General features: G+C 67.5%; 19 protein-coding genes. 11 read left to right on the forward strand and 8 right to left on the reverse strand.

All coding sequences use genetic code 11. The annotated features are described in order from the left end of the window. Positions 1-43: 43 nt before the first annotated feature. Together QRT08_RS03650 and QRT08_RS03655 are read right to left on the reverse strand one after the other, a co-directional pair. Positions 44-841 (reverse strand): ABC transporter permease subunit, encoded by a 798-nt coding sequence (locus QRT08_RS03650; protein ID WP_286044539.1) that lies wholly within the window; start codon positions 839-841, stop codon positions 44-46. Beyond that, a complete protein-coding gene (locus QRT08_RS03655) occupies positions 834-1,760 on the reverse strand; it encodes an ABC transporter ATP-binding protein (protein ID WP_286044540.1) in 927 nt (308 codons plus the stop codon). The genes QRT08_RS03650 and QRT08_RS03655 overlap by 8 nt, the downstream gene beginning before the upstream one ends. A gap of 96 nt (positions 1,761-1,856) precedes the next feature. Between QRT08_RS03655 and QRT08_RS03660 the strand changes: the two genes are divergently transcribed. Beyond that, the gene (locus tag QRT08_RS03660) at positions 1,857-2,468 is read left to right on the forward strand and encodes a TetR/AcrR family transcriptional regulator (protein ID WP_286044542.1); all 612 of its coding nucleotides are present in this window, start codon (positions 1,857-1,859) and stop codon (positions 2,466-2,468) included. Here the strand turns inward: QRT08_RS03660 and QRT08_RS03665 are convergent. Next, positions 2,465-2,902 carry a DUF8009 family protein gene (locus tag QRT08_RS03665; protein ID WP_286044543.1) on the reverse strand — a complete coding sequence of 146 codons (438 nt, stop codon included), beginning with the start codon at positions 2,900-2,902 and terminating at the stop codon, positions 2,465-2,467. The genes QRT08_RS03660 and QRT08_RS03665 overlap by 4 nt on opposite strands. A 76-nt stretch (positions 2,903-2,978) precedes the next feature. On the opposite strand from QRT08_RS03665, the gene aroA reads away from it, so the two are divergent. The 4 genes from aroA (at position 2,979) to QRT08_RS03685 (ending at position 6,648) form a co-directional block, all read left to right on the forward strand. After that, positions 2,979-4,298 (forward strand): 3-phosphoshikimate 1-carboxyvinyltransferase, encoded by a 1,320-nt coding sequence (gene aroA, locus QRT08_RS03670; protein ID WP_286044544.1) that lies wholly within the window; start codon positions 2,979-2,981, stop codon positions 4,296-4,298. Continuing rightward, positions 4,295-5,449, forward strand: coding sequence for a chorismate synthase (gene aroC, locus QRT08_RS03675; protein ID WP_286044545.1), 1,155 nt, complete (start codon positions 4,295-4,297; stop codon positions 5,447-5,449). Before aroA ends, aroC begins: the two co-directional genes overlap by 4 nt. Positions 5,450-5,517: 68 nt before the next feature. Then, positions 5,518-5,973 (forward strand): hypothetical protein, encoded by a 456-nt coding sequence (locus QRT08_RS03680; protein WP_286044546.1) that lies wholly within the window; start codon positions 5,518-5,520, stop codon positions 5,971-5,973. Then, a complete protein-coding gene (locus tag QRT08_RS03685) occupies positions 5,974-6,648 on the forward strand; it encodes a DUF7546 family protein (protein ID WP_286044548.1) in 675 nt (224 codons plus the stop codon). It abuts the gene before it with no gap. A 30-nt stretch (positions 6,649-6,678) separates the two neighbouring features. Here QRT08_RS03685 and QRT08_RS03690 read toward each other — a convergent pair whose 3' ends face one another. Then, positions 6,679-6,936 carry a cytochrome C oxidase subunit IV family protein gene (locus tag QRT08_RS03690; protein ID WP_286044549.1) on the reverse strand — a complete coding sequence of 86 codons (258 nt, stop codon included), beginning with the start codon at positions 6,934-6,936 and terminating at the stop codon, positions 6,679-6,681. A gap of 93 nt (positions 6,937-7,029) precedes the next feature. On the opposite strand from QRT08_RS03690, the gene QRT08_RS03695 reads away from it, so the two are divergent. Continuing rightward, positions 7,030-8,430, forward strand: a complete 1,401-nt coding sequence (locus QRT08_RS03695) for a hypothetical protein (protein ID WP_286044550.1) — start codon at positions 7,030-7,032, stop codon at positions 8,428-8,430. A gap of 41 nt (positions 8,431-8,471) precedes the next feature. After that, positions 8,472-8,753 (forward strand): DUF7410 domain-containing protein, encoded by a 282-nt coding sequence (locus QRT08_RS03700; RefSeq protein ID WP_286044552.1) that lies wholly within the window; start codon positions 8,472-8,474, stop codon positions 8,751-8,753. A 26-nt stretch (positions 8,754-8,779) separates the two neighbouring features. Here QRT08_RS03700 and QRT08_RS03705 read toward each other — a convergent pair whose 3' ends face one another. Together QRT08_RS03705 and coxB are read right to left on the reverse strand one after the other, a co-directional pair. Further along, complete coding sequence (locus QRT08_RS03705; protein ID WP_286044553.1) at positions 8,780-11,224, reverse strand: cbb3-type cytochrome c oxidase subunit I; 2,445 nt, start codon at positions 11,222-11,224, stop codon at positions 8,780-8,782. A 2-nt stretch (positions 11,225-11,226) separates the two neighbouring features. Then, entirely contained in the window at positions 11,227-12,015 is a 789-nt protein-coding gene (coxB, locus tag QRT08_RS03710; protein WP_286044554.1) for a cytochrome c oxidase subunit II, read from the reverse strand. 296 nt (positions 12,016-12,311) lie between these two features. Between coxB and QRT08_RS03715 the strand changes: the two genes are divergently transcribed. The 4 genes from QRT08_RS03715 (at position 12,312) to QRT08_RS03730 (ending at position 16,181) form a co-directional block, all read left to right on the forward strand. Continuing rightward, positions 12,312-14,216: a 2-oxoacid:acceptor oxidoreductase subunit alpha gene (locus tag QRT08_RS03715; protein WP_286044555.1), complete on the forward strand. Its 1,905-nt coding sequence runs from the start codon at positions 12,312-12,314 to the stop codon at positions 14,214-14,216. A 4-nt stretch (positions 14,217-14,220) separates the two neighbouring features. Then, the gene (locus QRT08_RS03720) at positions 14,221-15,156 is read left to right on the forward strand and encodes a thiamine pyrophosphate-dependent enzyme (protein WP_286044556.1); all 936 of its coding nucleotides are present in this window, start codon (positions 14,221-14,223) and stop codon (positions 15,154-15,156) included. A gap of 94 nt (positions 15,157-15,250) precedes the next feature. After that, positions 15,251-15,679, forward strand: coding sequence for an HTH-type transcriptional regulator LrpA1 (lrpA1, locus tag QRT08_RS03725; protein WP_286044557.1), 429 nt, complete (start codon positions 15,251-15,253; stop codon positions 15,677-15,679). Between the two features lie 28 nt (positions 15,680-15,707). Then, positions 15,708-16,181: an SRPBCC family protein gene (locus QRT08_RS03730; protein ID WP_286044558.1), complete on the forward strand. Its 474-nt coding sequence runs from the start codon at positions 15,708-15,710 to the stop codon at positions 16,179-16,181. Here the strand turns inward: QRT08_RS03730 and QRT08_RS03735 are convergent. Continuing rightward, positions 16,178-16,594, reverse strand: a complete 417-nt coding sequence (locus tag QRT08_RS03735; RefSeq protein WP_286044559.1) for a DUF7988 family protein — start codon at positions 16,592-16,594, stop codon at positions 16,178-16,180. The two genes, QRT08_RS03730 and QRT08_RS03735, sit on opposite strands and share 4 nt — an antisense overlap. A 1-nt stretch (position 16,595) precedes the next feature. Next, positions 16,596-17,054, reverse strand: a complete 459-nt coding sequence (locus QRT08_RS03740) for a YbhB/YbcL family Raf kinase inhibitor-like protein (RefSeq protein WP_286044561.1) — start codon at positions 17,052-17,054, stop codon at positions 16,596-16,598. Positions 17,055-17,056 lie beyond the last annotated feature (2 nt).

Below are 17,056 nucleotides of genomic sequence, written 5' to 3' on the forward strand. Positions count from 1 at the left end.
CCCCGCTGTGGTCCGCGGGACAATAAACGGTCGATCTCCGACCCTACGCGCCGATATCGGCTCTGGAAAACCGGAACCGCGCGAGCAGCACCAGCGCGACGGTCGCGGCGAGCAACACGGCCGCCCCCGCGAGGTCGTAGCTCCCCTCGACGAGGATCGCGGTCGGGTCGTAGTAGCGGGTGGGGCTGGCGTAGCCGATCCACTCGAGTTCTTCAGTACTCGCGGCGATCGACTCGACCAGGAAGAGGACGAACACGAGCGCGATGGCGATCCGCTTCGCGACGTCCGCGCGGTCGACCAGCACCGAGAGGACGAGTCCGATCGCCCCGCAGGCCAGCAGGTAGGGGACCGACAGCAGGTGGACCATCGCCAGGTCGAGCGGGTCGATCGACTGGCCGATCGCGAGCACGCCGACGTAGACGGCGGCGGCGACGACGGCGTTGAGCGCGAGGATCGGCACCGAGAGGGAGAGGAACTTCTCGACGAGGACGCGCGACCGCGAGACCGGCAACGAGAGGGTGAGGTCCATCCGGTCGCGCTCGACGTCGCCCGCGATCAGCCCGGCGGCGCTGTACGCGAAGTACAGTCCGAGGAGGAGCAGCCAGACGAACTGGTAGATCTCGACGGCGAGAAACCCCTCGACCGTGCTGAGGGTGGCGATCCCGAACGCCTCCTGTATCGCGGGCGGGTACGCCGCGAGCATGGCGTCGATGTCGACGTCGGCGCTCTCGAGCGACGGGAAGAAGGCCAGGAACACGAGCGAGAGGGCCGCGATCCCGACCACGAGCGCGACCGTCCCGCGCAGGCGCTTTTCGGTCTCGTAGCGACCGATCTCAAGCATCGATGGCCTCCCCTCTCGGGACCGCGTCGGGTTCGCTTTCTCGTTCCGTCCCCCCGCCGTAGTAGTGCATGAACACGTCCTCCAGGGGTGGCTCCCGGATCTCGATGTCGAGCACGTCGTAGCCCGCGAGATGCCGCAAGAGGGCGTTGTACTCGCCGACGTAGGTGAACGTCACGGTCCCGTCGGTGACCTGTGCGTCGAGCATTCCGTCGGTCACGAACCCCTCGGCGCCCTCGGCGAGTCGGACGTGGACCCGCTTGCCGCCGCGATCCAGGAGCGTCTCGACGTCTTCGAGCGCGACGAGTCGGCCCTCCCGGAGGATGGCGACGCGGTCACAGACCCGCCGGACGTCGCTCAGGACGTGCGAGGAGAAGAAGATCGTCGTCCCGCGCTCGCTCTCGGCCTCGACGAACTCGTGGAACGCCTCCTGTTTGAGCGGGTCGAGCCCCGAGGTGGGTTCGTCCATGATCACCAGATCGGGGTCGTGCATGAACGCCTGGACGATCCCGAGCATCTGCTCGTTGCCCGTCGAGTACTCGCGGATCTCCCGGTCCAGCGGCGGCGTGAACAAGTCGAGGAGTTCCTCGCGTCGACTCTCGCCCTTGATCGCGGCGTGGTGGTCGAGCACCCGCCTTCCGGTCAGCCCCTCGTCGAACCCCAGGTCGGCGGGCAGGTAGCCGATCCGTCGCTTGGCCTCGATCAGTTCGGCCTCCTCGCGGATGTCCGCCCCGAGCACCGTCGCCGTTCCCTCCGAGGGCGAGAGCAGCCCCAGAAGGGTGCGGATGGTCGTCGTCTTGCCCGCGCCGTTGGGGCCCAGAAATCCGAAGACCTCGCCCTCCCCGACCGTAAAGGAGAGCGAGTCGACGCCGACTACATCACCGTAGCGCTTCGTCAGCGCCGTACACTCGATGGCTGCCATACCCCGACGTACGGTTCGTGACTGTATATCTATTTTGGTCATGAGGTCATGACTAACGAACGAATTAGTTATACAGTCACAGATCGAAGGGTGGACATGCGAGGATTCGACGAGGCGGAGCGCGAGCGAATCAGGGGGGAGTTGGTCGAAACCGGCCACGAGTTGCTCCTCCGCTACGGGCCGGAGAAGACCAACGTGGCGGACATCACGGAGCCGGTCGGCATCGCGAAGAGCACGTTCTATCGGTTCTTCGATTCCAAGGCCGAACTCTACCTCGAGATCTACCGCCGGGAGGTAACCGAGTTCACCGAGGAGGCACGAGCGGAACTCTCGACGGTCGACACCGCGCGCGAGGGGCTCGAAGCGCTCTTTCGATCCTACGCGGAGTGGCTCGAGGACAACGCGTTCGTCCAGCGGATGGTCGTCCAGAGCGACTACCGGGAGTTCTATCAGGACGTCCCGGACGAGACGATGGCGGCGCTCCGACGGGAGGGCGTGGTCGAGTTCGAGTCGATCTTCGAGACGCTCCGCGATCGGGGGGACGGACTGCGCGAGGACGCGGGGGCGATGGAGATACTGGGGCTGATGTCGGTGATCGGGCTGTTGGTCATCCACCGCGAGGAGTTCGAGGAGTACGACCCCGAGTACTACGAGCGGATCCGAGACCTGCTGGTCGAGACGCTCGCGCGCGGACTCGTGGCCGATTAGGGGAACTCGCCCGCCCCCAGCACCTTCACTTCGATCCGGTGGGGTCCGTCGGGCGTGTCGATTTCGACGGTCTCTGCGAACGCCTCCGTCGCCGCCTCGCGCCACTCGCGGACCCGCCGGACGTGGTAGTCGTGGTGGCGCTCCGTCGAGTACGTCAGGTCGGGATCGTCGCGGATTTCGGCCTCGGTCTCGGCGGGTTCGGGGTACTCCGGCAGGCGCTCGGGGTCGAAGAGGTCGCTCGGGGGGAGGTGAATAGATCCCGAGTCGTCGGGTTCGTCGCCGGGCACGTGGAGGCGGGCGCGCATCCGCCCGGCGAAGGGAGGCGTGACCCGGAGCACGGGGTCGGCGGCGCTTCGCTCGCTCGCCTCGTAGGCCGAGACGGCGTCCTCGGCGGTGACGGCGACCGAACGGATCGTTCGAGGATCCGAGGACATGGTGTGGGCTACGCGTCCACCGCCTTGGCGTTGTCGCCACCGATAGCGTGATACGGCGGGGGAGTCACGCTCGCGCATGGACGTCACCATTACCCGTTCTTCGCTTCGCGGGACCGCGCGGGCCCCGCCCTCGAAGAGCTACACCCACCGGGCGATCCTCGCGGCGGGTTACTCGTCGGGCGCACTCGTCTACGACCCGCTCGACAGCGCCGACCCGCGCGCGACCGCCCGCGCCGTCGAGGCGTTCGGCGGCGACGTGAGCGAGACCGACGACGGCCTCGAAGTCGAGGGATTTGCTGGTCGGCCTGACGTGCCGGCGGACGTCATCGACTGCGGAAACAGCGGCACGACGATGCGCCTCGTGACCGGGACCGCCGCGCTCGCCGACGGAATCACCGTCCTCACCGGCGACGGCTCGCTTCGATCGCGCCCACAGGGCCCGCTTCTGGACGCCATCGGCCAGTTGGGCGGCCGGGCCGAGAGCACCCGTGGAAACGGGCAAGCTCCCTTAGTAATCGAGGGACCCGTTTCGGGAGGGGAGGTCTCGATCCCCGGCGACGTCTCCTCGCAGTACATCACCGCCCTCTTGATGGCCGGCGCGGTCACCGAGGAGGGAATCGAGATCGATCTGGAAACTGAACTCAAGTCCGCTCCCTACGTCGACATCACGCTCGAAGTGCTGAACGAGTTCGGCGTCGAGGCAGAGCCGATCGATGCGGAGGGCGGCGCGGTCCGCTCGGCGGGCGCGTCGGGCTTTCGCGTCCCGGGGAACCAGTCGTACGAACCCTACGACGGGGAGTACCACGTCCCCGGCGACTTCTCCTCGATCTCGTACCTGGTTGCGGCGGGCGTCCTCGCGGCCGAGGAGGGCCTGACGGTCCGGGGTGCCCAGCCCAGTGCGCAGGGCGACACCGCCATCGTCGACGTGGTCGAGCGCATGGGCGGGACGGTCGAGTGGGACTGCGAGAACGGTTTGATTGAGGCCTCGAAGTCCGATCTCTCGGGGATCACCGTCGACGTCGGCGACACGCCCGACCTCCTGCCGACGATCGCGACCCTCGGGGCCGTCGCCGACGGCGAGACGCGCATCACCAACTGCGAGCACGTCCGCTACAAGGAGACCGACCGGGTGAGCGCGATGGCCGCCGAGCTGGCGAAGTTGGGCGCGAGCGTCGAGGAGAGCGAGGACGAACTCGTGGTCCACGGCGGAGACTCGGAGCTGTCGGGCTCGACCGTCGAGGGCTACGACGATCATCGCGTCATCATGGCGCTGGCGGTCGCGGGGCTGGTCGCGGCGGGCGAGACTGTAGTCAGGGGAGCCGAACACGTCGACGTCTCGTTTCCGGAGTTCTTCGACGTGCTTTATGACCTCGGAGCCACCATCCAGCGACAATGAACGGAAACCGATTCGGCAGGCTGTTCCAGGTGACGACCTTCGGTGAGAGCCACGGCGAGGCGATGGGCTGTACGGTGTCGGGCTGTCCCGCCGGCCTCGAACTCGCGGAGGAGGACATCCAGGGCGACCTGGACAGACGAAAGCCCGGCCAGTCGATGATCACCACCAGCCGGGGCGAACCCGACGCCGTCTCGATCAAATCCGGCGTGCAGGACGGCTACACCACGGGGACGCCGATCGGGATGGTCATCCAGAACAAGGACGCCCGCTCGGGCAAGTACGAACCCTTCATCACCGCGCCCCGGCCCTCCCACGGCGACTTCACGTACTCGGCGAAGTTCGGCACGCGCAACTGGGGTGGGGGCGGGCGGTCCTCGGCCCGCGAGACCGTGAACTGGGTCGCGGCAGGCGCGGTCGCGAAGAAGCTCCTCTCGCTACAGGGAATCGAGATCAAGGCCCACGTCAGCCAGATCGGGGACGTCCGCGCCGAGGGCGTGAGCTTCGAGGAGATGGTCGAACACAGCGAGGAGAACGACGTCCGGTGTGGCGATCCCGAGGTCGCGGGGGAGATGCAGGACCTGATCGAGGAGTACCAGGAGGCGGGCGACTCCATCGGGGGATCGATCGAGTTCGAGATCCGCGGCGCTCCCAGAGGGTTGGGCGCGCCCCGCTTCGACTCCCTCCCTGCCCGATTGGGCCAGGCGATGATGAGCGTGCCCGCGACCACGGCCTTCGAGTTCGGCCTCGGAACCGAGGCCCGCGAGTACTCGGGATCGGAGCGAAACGAGGACTGGGAGTTCTCGGAGGAGGGCGATCCCGTGCCCGTCGGCAACGACCACGGCGGGATCCAGGGCGGAATCAGTACAGGAGAGCCGATCACCGGCGAGGTGACGCTGCACGCCCCGACCTCGATCCCCAAGGAACAGACCACGGTCGACTGGGAGACCGGCGAGGAAAAGCAGGTCCAGGTGATCGGCCGTCACGACCCCGTCCTGCCGCCCCGCGGGGTGCCGGTCGTCGAGGCGATGTGCGCGCTGACGGTCGTCGACTTCATGCTGCTGGCCGGGCGGATCAACCCCGACCGCGTCGACGGCCGTGTCGGCGTGTACGACACCGACTACCACCCGAGCAGCCCCGCGAACGAGGAGTGACCCCGATCCACGAGCGGGTTTTCGACGCGAGCGTTTAATACCGATCGCGCCGAACGATATCTAGTACCATGGTTGCGATCGCCAACCTCGCGAGCGCCCTGTTGATGGGGCTGCTCCTCGTCGTCATCGCGGCAGCCATCGCACGGGGAGGGAGGCGACGCCCGGCGCTGGCACCGGTCGAGGACGACCGCCCGGCAGGGTTCGCCGGGACGACCGGGACGCTGACGGGGGCGATGCGAACGCCGACGTCGTGGACCCTCGCGTTCGTGGCGCTCGTACTCGTGATCGGCGGCAGCGTGGTCCTCTACGTCGGCGGCGGGCCGGTCCCCGAGGCGGGTCGGGCGCTCGCGGGCGTCGTGGTCGGCGGGTTCGTCCTCCTCGTGACCTGTGCGTTCCTGTTCGTGGGAGTGTATATCACGGCCAGATCGAAGGGGCGTTCGACCGCGTGGGGCGTGGCCGAGGGCGTCATCACGCTCGGATTGGTGTTCATCGGCGCGATCGTCGTCAACCTCGTCGTCGCGTAGATGGCCCTGACCGCGAACCGGCGCTCGAACGCTGTCCCGTCGGGCGACGTCCGACTACTGGGAGCCGTCGTCGCCGTCGAAGGACTCCTCGTCGCGGCCTACTTCGGGCTCACGCCGGCCGAGCCGACGGGTCTGCGCTACGTCCTCTACCCGTTCGTCTGGATCGACGTCGGCCTCTGGGCGGTCCTGCGGACCGCGCCCCCAACGGGGTCGCGGCGGGCGCGATGGCTCGCGCTCGGCGTCGCGGCGGCGTACTTCCTCGCGCTGGCCGGCGTCTCGGGGCTGATCGGGGTACAGGTAGGCCACGCTCACCACGTCCACGCCGCCGGGATCCACGTCCGGATGGGAGCGCCCGGGTGGGGACCGGCGGTGAGCTACGTCTCGTCAACGGTCCACCTCACGTTCGTCCCCTATCTCGTGATCGGCTACCTCTCGCTCGCGTATCTCGTCTACGCGGCCGTCATCGAGGCGGTCGGTGCCGCGGTCCCGGGCGTGATCGGACTCGCCTCGTGCGTCGGGTGTGCGTTTCCGGCCGTCGCGGGCGTGGCGGGCGTCGCCGGCGGGTCCTCGGTGCTGACGGCCGCCGCCTCCAGCCTCTCGGTCGACGTCTCGACGGCCGCGTTCGTCCTCGCGATCGCGCTGTTGTACTGGCGACCGGGCTTCCGGTCCCCGTGACGGCGGGACACGATACGGGTACGAGGCCCGTCAGAAGATCGAGTAGGCCGCCGCGACGGTCAGGAGGAACACCGCGAAGACTCCCATACCCATGAGGTAGGTGAGCGAGCGCGGTTCGAAGCGCAGGTGCTGGAAGTAGCCCACGATCAGGGTCGTCTTCACGAGCGCGGCACCCATCGTCGCCATCACCGCGTCCCAGTAGTCGAACACCTGGAAGAAGACGACCTTCGAGGTCGCCAACACGAGGAGCGCGACGTAGATGGCCGTGTAGAGCTTGACGCCCGCCATTGTGTGGTAGATGATCTCTCACAGACTTATAGCTTCCCGTCGGTTCCGGAACGGCGACAGGTAGATTAGCGTGCGAGAGCGTGTTCCCGACGAATGGTCGTCCGGGGATCGAACACGTCCCGTCTCCTGCGGTGGTCGCTGGGAGCGCTCGCCCTGGCCGTCTGTATCGACGTGGCCGCGGCGAGCAACGTCGTCGCGGGACTCGGGGACGGCGGGAGCGACGTGTCGGTCCCGACGTGGCTCTACCTGCTGACCGGCGGGGCGGTCGTCGGCGCGTCGGCGCTCCTGTCGATGCTGGTCACGGACCGGGCGTTCATCGACGCCGTCCACGGGCGGTCGTACCGGCTTCCCGGTCGGGGTCCGGCACGGCGGGCGCTCGCCACCGTCACGGGCGCGGCCTCGCTCGCCGTCCTCGCGCTGGTCGTCGCCATCGGCCTTGCGGGGCCGCGGGTCGCCACCGCGAACCTCGCGGTGCTCGTCGTGTTCGTCGCCGCCCGCGCGGGGCTGACGATGACGGCGTACCTCGTCGGGGATCCGTGGCCGACGCTCGACCCGTGGCGATTCGTCGCCGAGCGCCTCCCCCACGGCTTCGTCGACTATCCCTCGGATCTCGGGGTGCTCCCGGCGATCTGCGGGCTGCTCGCCCTGATCTGGATCGAGGTTGTCCTCCCGGTCACCGCGCGCCCGACGACGCTCGCCGTGGCCGTGCTGGGCTACTCGGCGTACACCCTCACGGGCGCGGTCGTCTTCTCGCCCGCCGACTGGTTTCGCTACGGCGACCCGATCGCTGTGTGGTTTCGCTGCTACGGCGCGGTCGCGCCGATCCAGCGCACCGACGCGGGACTCATCCTTCGGATTCCGGGCTCGCGCCTCCGCGACGGCGACGTGTTTCGCGACCTCTCGGGCGCGGCGTTCGTCGTCCTGTTGGTCTGGGAGCTCACCTACAGCGGCCTCGTCGTCACGCCGCCGGGCGCCCGAATCGTCGGGGCGCTCGTCGGACTGGGCGTCCCCCCGGCGATCACCTACCTCGTGGTGTTGCTGGGGGGCTACGCGCTCTTTCTCGGTGTCTACTGGCTCGCGGCCACGCGGGCGCGACGGCAGGCACGGACGTACCTCACCGCGCGCTACCTCGCCTTCCGGTTCGCGCCGCCGCTGCTGGGGATCGCCGCGGGCTACCACTTCGCCCACTACGCCGGGTTCGCCCTCTCGCTCGCTCCCGCGTTGCTGGGTGCCGTCTCGAACCCGCTGTCCCCGCCGATCCCGCCACGAACGCTCGTGTTGCCGGGGTGGGTCGGCCTCGTCGAGGTGGGGTCGGTCCTCGCCGGACACCTGCTCGCGATCTGGGCCGCCCACGCGACCTCGTTCGACCTGTTCTCGGGGCGCCTGCAGGCGATCCGCAGCCAGTTCCCGTTCGTCGTCGTCATGGTGCTGTACACGATGGCGAGCCTGTGGCTGCTCTCGCTGCCGACGCGGCCGCCGCCGTTCGTGGGCTGAAGCGCCGATGGACGTATCCCCCGGGGACGTGAACGATACGCATGGTTCGTCCGATGACCGAACCCGAACTCGCGGTGCCCGAAGACGAGCCGCCGGCGGCGACCTGCCCGCACTGCGAGCAGCCCTTTCGAACCGAGCGACTCTACGCGCTCCACCTCGGGGAGGCCCACCCCGAGGCGTGTTCCGACGCCGAACTCGCGGCCTACGAGGAGGCGTCCGACGCGGAAGCCCACGACCTGTTCACCTTCCACGCGAAGGTGGTCGTCGCGCTACTGGTGTTGCTGTTCGCGCTCGCGTACACGTACGCGATCGTCTGGCACTGAAACGGGAGAGACAGGCGTGTCGGGCGTTACATCAGGTAGAACAGCGGGAAGAGGAACACCCAGACGATGTCGACGAAGTGCCAGTACAGCCCGAAGAACTCGACGGGCCGGTCGTCCTCGAGGTAGGCGTCGGCCGCGTAGATCCGCGCGCCCATGAACAGCGCGATCAGCAGGCCGAAGACGACGTGCAGGCCGTGGAGGCCGGTGGTCACGTAGTAGACGGAGGCCTCGATGCCGGTCTGCGGGTAGATGCCGTGGGAGAACTCGTAGCTCCACTCCCACGCCTTGATGCTGAGGAAGGTGATTCCGAGCGCGAGCGTCGCGCCGAGGCTGGCGAGCAGGCCCCGCTTGCTCCCGCGGTCGGCGGCGGCGAGCGCGAGGACGACGGTGTAACTGCTCGTCAGCAGGACGAACGTGTTCACGAGGCCGGGCAGCGCGTCGGGCGGGACGCTCTCCCAGGCGGTCCACCCCATCCCCGCGCGGATGAAGACGTACGCGCCGATGACCCCGCCGAAGACCACGACGTCGGACGCGAGGAAGAACCAGACGCCGAGTTTGGTCTTCCCGACCCCCTCGAACGGCCAGCGCTCGCCGATGGCCGCCTCGGGGGCCGAGAACCGTTCGAGGCCGAACCCGATCAGCGAGTAGGCGGCCAGCAGGACGCCGAGCGCGAGCAGGACGACGTACTGGACTCCCTGGACATCTCCGGCGTGAAAGCCCGACAGCCCGAGGAACGTCAGGAAGAGCGCGCCGCCGATGAGGACCGGCCAGACGCTCGCGTGATCCTCGTGTTCGTGCGTCTCGTGATGCGGTTCGTGTGCCGTGACGACCGCGCCCCCGCCGTCGGCGACCGTCTCGGACTCGCCCCCGTCCGCGGCCCGTCCCGGCGGCCCCGTCTCGACGAACGCGAGCGTCCCGCCCGCGTAGCTCGCCCGGCCGGGCCAGTTCTCCAGCGGCGGCGGCGAGTCGATCGCCCACTCGGCGGTCCGCGCGAAGTCCCACGGGTTGTCGCCGGCCGGCTCGCCCGTCCAGAGGCTCGTATAGAGGTTGTAGACCATGAGGAGGAACGACCCCGCGACGACGAACGCGCCGATCGTCGCGAGCTGGTGCCACGCGACGAACGCGACGTTGTACTCGAAGACCCGGCGGGGCGTCTCCCACGCGACGAACAGCGGGAAGTAGAGCAGGTTGAACCCGACGAAGAAGGTGGCGAAGTGCAGTTTACCGAGGAACTCGTCGTACATTTTCCCCGTGATCTTCGGATACCAGTAGTAGAGCGCGCCGAACAGTGCTGTCGCCCCGCCGAACATCACGTAGTGGAAGTGCGCGACGACCCAGTAGGTCCCCCGGAACTCGTAGTCGAGGACGACCGCGCCGAGGAAGACCCCGGTGATGCCCCCGAGGATGAACAGCAAGAGTGCACCCAGCGAGAACAGGAAGGGCGTCTTGAACTGGATCCGGCCCTTGACCATCGTGTAGATGAGCGCGAAGACCATCAGGTCGAACGGGAGGGAGATGCCGATGGTCGTCGCCATCATCAGCGTCTTGATCTCGAGGTTGATCGAGGTGAGGAACATGTGGTGCATCCAGACGAGAAAGCTCTGGAGCGCGACGAGGATCATCGCCAGGATGACCCACTTGCGGCCGACGATCCGCCGGCCACAGAACGTCTGGAACGTCTCGAACATGACCCCGAGCGCGGGGAAGAAGACGATGTAAACCTCGGGGTGGCCGAAGAACCAGAACAGGTGCGCCCAGAGCAGCGACCCGCCGCCCGAGTCGGTGGCGGTGAAGTACAGCGTGCCGATGATCCGGTCCGATCCCAGCAGTAAGAGGGCCGCCAGCAGCGCCGCGAAGGCGAACAGCATCATCCAGACGGTCAGGAGGATCGACCACGTGAAGAAGGGGATGTCCCACATCCCCATCCCCTCGGCCCGGCCCCGGTGGATGGTCACGAGGAAGTTCACCGTCCCGACCGTGACCGAGAGGACGAACAACAGCAACCCGAGTATCGCGGTCGTCCCGCCGACGCTCGGGGTGTAGGCGGGCACGTTCAGCGGCGCGTACATCGTCCAGCCCGCGTCGAGGCTCCCCCCCTGGAAGAACGACACCCCGAGTAGGAGCCCCGAGAAGAGGTAGAACCAGTACGAGAGCGCGTTCAGCCGGGGGAAGGCCAGGTCCTTCGCGCCGATCTGGAGCGGGACGACGTAGTTCGCAAAGCCCAGCGCGAACGGCGAGAGGAACCAGAACACCATCAACAACCCGTGGGTGGTGACCGCCTCGTTGTACGCGGTCGCCGAGAGGATGCCCTCGCCGGGGACCCACAGCTGGATCCGGATGAGGAGCGCCAGCACGCCGCCCAGGAGCAGGAAGAACAGCGCGGTGATCGTATAGAGGATCCCGATGTCCTTGTGGTTCGTGGTCACGAGCCAGCGCCGTACCGATTCCGGTGGGGGGAGGTCACCTGCCATGTCTATGGGTGGGTTGCCGCGTTCGATCCGTCGGTGCCGTCAGCCGCGTCGATCCGGTTCTGGGCGTCGTTCCCCTCGGCCTCCTCGTAGGCCTCGGGGTCCTCGTACCACTGCTCGAACTCGTCGGGCTCCATCACGATCACGTCGGCCTGCATCTGCGAGTGACCGACCCCACAGAGTTCGTAACACCACGCCTGGTACTGGCCGGTCTCCTCGGCGACGAACCACGTCTCGGTGGTCTGGCCGGGGATCGCGTCGGCTTTCACCTTGAGGTCGGGGATCCCGAAGCTGTGCCAGACGTCGTTCGAGGTGACCGTCAGCGTCACGACCCGGTCGGCGGGCACCCGGAGTTCGCCGTTGGTAGTGTGGCCGTTCGGGTACTCGAACTCCCAGCCGAACTGGAAGCCCACGACGGTCACCTCGAGGTCCTCGCCCGCCCCCGTGGGCCCCGCTTCGACGTACAGCAGCGCGCCGTAGGTCCAACCGATCAACCCGAGCACGATGACGGCGCTGATCGCGAAGGAGAGAAAGAGCTTGCGCCCCCCGCCCTCGCTCGAGGGGAGTTCGCCGAGCGTGGGCCGGTCGGCCTCCGCGACCGCCTCGCCCCGATCCCGGTACCGGTAGGCGTTGTACAGCGTGTAGGTGACGACCACGACGCCGACGACCGTCCCCAGCACGAGGAACACCAGAAAGATCTCCTCGAACAGCTGTACCTGTGTCCCCCACTCGTCGCCGGGCGTTCGCGGGAGCGGCGCGAGCGGGACTTCCCTGAGCGAAACCGGATAGTTCATTATCGTTCGGTAGTTATTGTTGTTTCTCGTTACCATTCCACACGGGGGTTTATTACGATTTCGGCGGCGCCGTTCGACAACGAAACGTCCGGTCTCGCGTACGGCTCCGCCTTCGAGCGCCCTCCGATCCGACTCGTTGCCCGGAGGGCTACCACCAGACCCCGCCAGTAGGCGCGGAAAACCGGCAGAGAGCGCACCTATCTCTCATCATCGTTCCTTGCTAATGGATGGCAAAGGCTTTACTGTACCCCGAGCGAACCAATTCACAATGGCCCAGACGGGCCGGGATTTCACATATGGCAGACAACGAACTCATCTGGCGAATCGCGGGCGGTTCCGGGGACGGGATCGACTCGACGAGCCAGAACTTCGCGAAGGCCCTGATGCGCTCGGGGCTGAACGTATTCACGCATCGACACTACCCGTCGCGGATCCGTGGGGGTCACACGTACGTCGAGATCCGCGCGAGCGACGAGGTCGTCGATTCCCGGGGGGACGGCTACAACTTCCTGCTCGCGCTGGGTGACTCCTTCGCGCGCAACCCGAAGGAGAACGCCTACTACGGCAACGAGGAGATCAAGCCACTCAGCGAGAACCTCGACGACCTGCGCGAGGGCGGGATCATCATCTACGATTCCGGGCTGTTGGACGCGAGCGAGATCCCCGACTTCGAGGAGCGCGCAGAGGAGAACGACTGGCACGTCTTCGGCATCGACCTCCGGAGCATGGCCCGCGAACACGGGCGAGAGGTCATGCGCAACACCGCCGGTGTGGGCGTCACTGCGGCGCTGCTGGAGATGGATCTCGACGAGATCGAGAACCTCATGGAGAACGCGATGCCCGAGAAGATCCTCGAACCCAACCTCACGATCCTGCACGACGCCTACGACATGATCAACGAGGAGTACGAGTTCGAGCACGATCTGCGGATCCCGACGGGCGAGCACGACGAGGACCAGGTCCTCATCTCGGGTTCCAACGGCGTCGCCTACGGCGCGCTCGACGAGGGCTGTCGGTTCATCGCGGGCTACCCGATGACCCCCTGGACCGACGTCTTCACGATCATGTCCCAGCACCTGCCGAAGTTCGGGGGGATCTCCGAGCAGGTCGAGGACGAGATCGCCGCCGCGGCCCTGGCACTCGGCGCGTCCCACGCCGGCGTCAAGGCGATGAGCGGCTCTTCCGGCGGTGGGTTCGCCCTGATGAGCGAACCGCTCGGCCTCGCGGAGATGTCCGAGACGCCGATCGTCCTCGTTGAAGCGATGCGGGCGGGTCCCTCGACGGGCCTGCCCACCAAACCCGAACAGGGCGACTTAGAGCACATCCTCTATACGAGCCAGGGCGACTCCTGTCGGGTCGTCTTCGCGCCCGGCACGCCCCAGGAGGCCTACGAACAGACCCGGACGGCCTTCCAGATGGCCTACGACTACCAGATTCCGGCCATCGTCGTGATCGACCAGAAGCTCTCGGGCGAGAACCAGAACGTCCCCGCGAGCGCGTTCGACCGCGAGCCCAACCCGTCTCTGGGGCCGACGCTCACCGAGGCCGAGTTGGAGGACGCCCCGCACGACCCCTCGGGCAAGTTCAAGCGCTTCAGCCACGACGACCCCGAGGACGACGGCGTCAGGCCGCGCTCGCTGCCCGGCCAGAAGGGCGGGCGGTTCCTCGTGACCGGCAACGAGCACAACGAGTCGGGCCACATCGAGGAGGACCCCGACAACCGGATCACGCAGATGGACCTCCGGATGAAGAAGCTCGAGTCCATCCGCGAGCACCTCGACAGCGACCCCGAGAGCTCGAACCAGACGTACTTCGGCCCCGACGAGGCGGAGTACGGCATCGTCACCTGGGGATCGAGCCAGGGCGCGGTGCGCGAGGCCGTCGAGCGGCTCAACGACCAGGGCCACTCGGTCAAGGCGATCGGCGTCAGCGACCTGATGCCCTTCGCCGAGAAGGAGGTCACGGAGTTCTTAGAGAGCGTCGACGAGGCGCTGGTCGTCGAGATGAACGCCACCGCGCAGTTCCGCGGGCTCACCCAGCGCGAACTCGGCCAGTTCGGCGAGAAGCTCACCAGCCTGCTGAAGTACGACGGCAACCCGTTCGAGCCGGCGGAGATCGTCGAGGGCTTCGAGATCCAGATCGCCGGCGGCACCGACGCACCGAGCGCAAACACCAGACTCGAACCTGCGGTAAGCGACTGAGACTATGAGTGCATTCAACGCAATCGGAGAGGAGCGCGAGATCGACCGCGACGAGTTCACGCCGGGTATCGAACCCCAGCCGACGTGGTGTCCGGGCTGTGGGGACTTCGGCGTGCTCAAGGCGCTGAAACAGGCCCTGCCCGAAGTGGGCCGGACCCCCGAGGAGACCCTGCTGGTGACGGGGATCGGCTGCTCGGGCAAGCTGAACAGCTACCTCGATTCCTATGGCTTTCACACCATCCACGGCCGTTCCCTGCCCGTGGCGCGGGCCGCGAAACTCGCCAATCCCGGCCTCGAAGTGATCGCCGCCGGCGGCGACGGCGACGGCTACGGGATCGGCGGGAACCACTTCATGCACACCGCCCGCGAGAACCACGACATGACGTATATCGTGTTCAACAACGAGATCTTCGGCCTGACGAAGGGCCAGACCTCGCCGACAAGCCCGAAGGGTCACAAGTCGAAGACCCAGCCCAGCGGGTCGGCGAAGGACCCGATCCGCCCGCTGTCGCTGTCGCTGACCTCCGGTGCGAGCTACATCGCCCGCACCGCGGCGGTCAACCCCAACCAGGCGAAGGGGATCCTGAAGGAGGCAATGGAGCACGACGGGTTCGCCCACGTCGACTTCCTCACCCAGTGTCCGACCTGGAACAAGGACGCGAAACAGTACGTCCCGTACATCGACGTCCAGGAGTCCGACGACTACGACTTCGACGTCCACGACCGCGGGGAGGCACAGGACATGATGTACGAGACCGAGAACGTCCTCAAGGAGGGCACCGTCCTCACCGGCCGGTTCTACGTCGACGAGGACCGTCCCTCCTACCAGCAGGAGAAACAGGCGATCGGCGAGATGCCCGAGGAACCGCTCGCGGAGCGGTACTTCGACGACGACTACGAGTGGGAGCGATCGTACGACCTGCTCGATCGTCACCGCTGAGATCCCGTTCGGATCCGGGGAGCCGTCAGTCGGCCGTCAGACAAACGGCTTTCCGATTCGCAAGGTATTTTTTCTCGGACGCAAAACAGGAGGTGTGGCGACGAACTCGACAGCCGACCGGATCCTGGCCGCACTCGAGGAGGACGCGCAGGCGTCGTACGCGGAGATCGCACGTCAGGCGGGGGTCTCGAAGCCGACCGTCAGGAAGTACATCGACCAGTTGGAGTCGGACGGCGTGATCGTCGGCTACTCCGCGGACGTCGACCCGAAGAAGCTCTCGGGGCGCTCGATCGCGCTCGTGGGCATCGACGTCGAGAGCGAGCGCTACGTCGAGGCGACCCGCGCGCTCGGCGGGATAGACGAGGTCGAAGCGCTGTACTCCTCCTCGGGCGACCACATGCTGATGGCGGAGATCCGGGCGACCGACGGCAACGAGGTCGGCCGGATCATCAGCGAGGAGATCCTCTCGATCGACGGCGTGACCGCCGCCCACCCCTCCTTCCTCCAGGAACGGCTCAAGTAGTTTTAGGCGTCCGACCCGTAGCCGGCGTATGGCAACCTACGAGCGCGAGACGTACGTCAACGCCCCGCTCGACGACGTCTGGGAGTTTCACTCGCGAGTCGAGGGCCTCGAAGCGCTGACCCCGAACTGGATGGGACTCGCCATCCGAGGGGTTCGCGGCCCGGACGGCGAACGCGACCCAGAGGTCCTCGAGGCGGGTGCGGAGATCGACATGGTGCTTCGCCCGCTCGGCTCTCCGGGGGAGTCGTGGATCTCGGTGATCACCGATCGGAGCGAGAGCGACGAGCGCGCGCTGTTCAGGGACGAGATGCGCGACGGCCCGTTCGCCCGCTGGAGTCACGTCCACCAGTTCCGCCGCGAGGGGGAGGGCACCCGGATCAGGGATACGGTCCACTACGAACTTCCGGGTGTCTGTCGGGCCGCCTCGCCACTGGCGGTCGTCGGCTTCGAGCCGATGTTCCGGTATCGCCACCGCAAGACGAAGGAACTGCTCGAGGGTTAGCGGCGCTCGATCTCGAGGATCTCGTCGGGCGTCGTCCCCGTTCTGACGTAGCGTCTGGGATCGCGCTCGAGCGCGAAGACCGCGAGGCGAACGACGAGGCGTCCCGACGGGAGCGAGGCGCGCAACACGGGACCCGTTCCGGTCACGACGACGTAGGGCGGGGCGGCCACGGGCGCGACGGGCAGGGACTCCCCGAGCGCGGCGGCGGCGGTGGCGAGCACGGCCGGGTAGCGCTCGAGGAGGTCGGCGCGTTCGAGGGCCGCCGTCAGCGGCTCGACGACGTCCTCGCGTCGAGTCGCCGGGCCGGAACGCGCGCGGGCGACGGCGTCGGCGCGGTCGCCCGTCGCCACGAGGAGGTCGGCGTGGGCCGCGAGCAGGCGATTCCGAACCCGACGCTCGTGGCGATGGCCCATCTCAGGGCGCGTACGTCCCTCGAAGGGACGCCTCGTCGAGGACGTGGCCCTCGATCGCGTCCTCGAGGTCGTCCTTTCCGGCCGAGGAAGGCAGGTCGATCGTCGTATCGAGCGCGTAGAGCCGGAACCGGTAGGTGTGTTCGCGGTCCGGCGGGGCCGGTCCGCCGTAGCCCGTCTCGTCGAAGTCGGTCGTCCCCTCGGTGGCCCCGTCGGCGCTCGGGTTCCATCCTTCGAGGATCTCCGCGTTGACCGGGACGTTCCAGACGATCCAGTGATCCCAGACCTTCCCCGCGGGTTCCATCGCGTCGGGGTCGTCCACGACGAGCGCGAGCGACTCCGCCCCGTCGGGCACCCCCGAGACCGACAGCGGCGGGCTGACGTTCTCGGCCTCGTAGCCGTGTTTCTCGGGGATCGGTTCGCCGTCGTCGAACGCCGGACTGGTGAGCGTCAGGTCTCCCATGT

This window comes from Halalkalicoccus sp. NIPERK01, from assembly GCF_030287405.1.
Classification (GTDB): Archaea; Halobacteriota; Halobacteria; order Halobacteriales; family Halalkalicoccaceae; genus Halalkalicoccus.

What these genes read in the sequence shown, in the direction of transcription:
- QRT08_RS03665 (WP_286044543.1), bottom strand. Translation starts at nt 2,902, where the DNA reads ATGTCCTCGGATCCTCGAACGATCCGTTCGGTCGCCGTCACCGCCGAG.
- QRT08_RS03660 (WP_286044542.1), top strand. Translation starts at nt 1,857, where the DNA reads ATGCGAGGATTCGACGAGGCGGAGCGCGAGCGAATCAGGGGGGAGTTG.
- QRT08_RS03685 (WP_286044548.1), top strand. Translation starts at nt 5,974, where the DNA reads ATGGCCCTGACCGCGAACCGGCGCTCGAACGCTGTCCCGTCGGGCGAC.
- QRT08_RS03735 (WP_286044559.1), bottom strand. Translation starts at nt 16,594, where the DNA reads ATGGGCCATCGCCACGAGCGTCGGGTTCGGAATCGCCTGCTCGCGGCC.
- aroC (WP_286044545.1), top strand. Translation starts at nt 4,295, where the DNA reads ATGAACGGAAACCGATTCGGCAGGCTGTTCCAGGTGACGACCTTCGGT.
- QRT08_RS03730 (WP_286044558.1), top strand. Translation starts at nt 15,708, where the DNA reads ATGGCAACCTACGAGCGCGAGACGTACGTCAACGCCCCGCTCGACGAC.
- QRT08_RS03700 (WP_286044552.1), top strand. Translation starts at nt 8,472, where the DNA reads ATGGTTCGTCCGATGACCGAACCCGAACTCGCGGTGCCCGAAGACGAG.
- QRT08_RS03715 (WP_286044555.1), top strand. Translation starts at nt 12,312, where the DNA reads ATGGCAGACAACGAACTCATCTGGCGAATCGCGGGCGGTTCCGGGGAC.
- QRT08_RS03650 (WP_286044539.1), bottom strand. Translation starts at nt 841, where the DNA reads ATGCTTGAGATCGGTCGCTACGAGACCGAAAAGCGCCTGCGCGGGACG.
- QRT08_RS03705 (WP_286044553.1), bottom strand. Translation starts at nt 11,224, where the DNA reads ATGGCAGGTGACCTCCCCCCACCGGAATCGGTACGGCGCTGGCTCGTG.
- QRT08_RS03695 (WP_286044550.1), top strand. Translation starts at nt 7,030, where the DNA reads ATGGTCGTCCGGGGATCGAACACGTCCCGTCTCCTGCGGTGGTCGCTG.
- QRT08_RS03740 (WP_286044561.1), bottom strand. Translation starts at nt 17,054, where the DNA reads ATGGGAGACCTGACGCTCACCAGTCCGGCGTTCGACGACGGCGAACCG.
- coxB (WP_286044554.1), bottom strand. Translation starts at nt 12,015, where the DNA reads ATGAACTATCCGGTTTCGCTCAGGGAAGTCCCGCTCGCGCCGCTCCCG.
- aroA (WP_286044544.1), top strand. Translation starts at nt 2,979, where the DNA reads ATGGACGTCACCATTACCCGTTCTTCGCTTCGCGGGACCGCGCGGGCC.
- QRT08_RS03690 (WP_286044549.1), bottom strand. Translation starts at nt 6,936, where the DNA reads ATGGCGGGCGTCAAGCTCTACACGGCCATCTACGTCGCGCTCCTCGTG.
- QRT08_RS03720 (WP_286044556.1), top strand. Translation starts at nt 14,221, where the DNA reads ATGAGTGCATTCAACGCAATCGGAGAGGAGCGCGAGATCGACCGCGAC.
- QRT08_RS03680 (WP_286044546.1), top strand. Translation starts at nt 5,518, where the DNA reads ATGGTTGCGATCGCCAACCTCGCGAGCGCCCTGTTGATGGGGCTGCTC.
- QRT08_RS03655 (WP_286044540.1), bottom strand. Translation starts at nt 1,760, where the DNA reads ATGGCAGCCATCGAGTGTACGGCGCTGACGAAGCGCTACGGTGATGTA.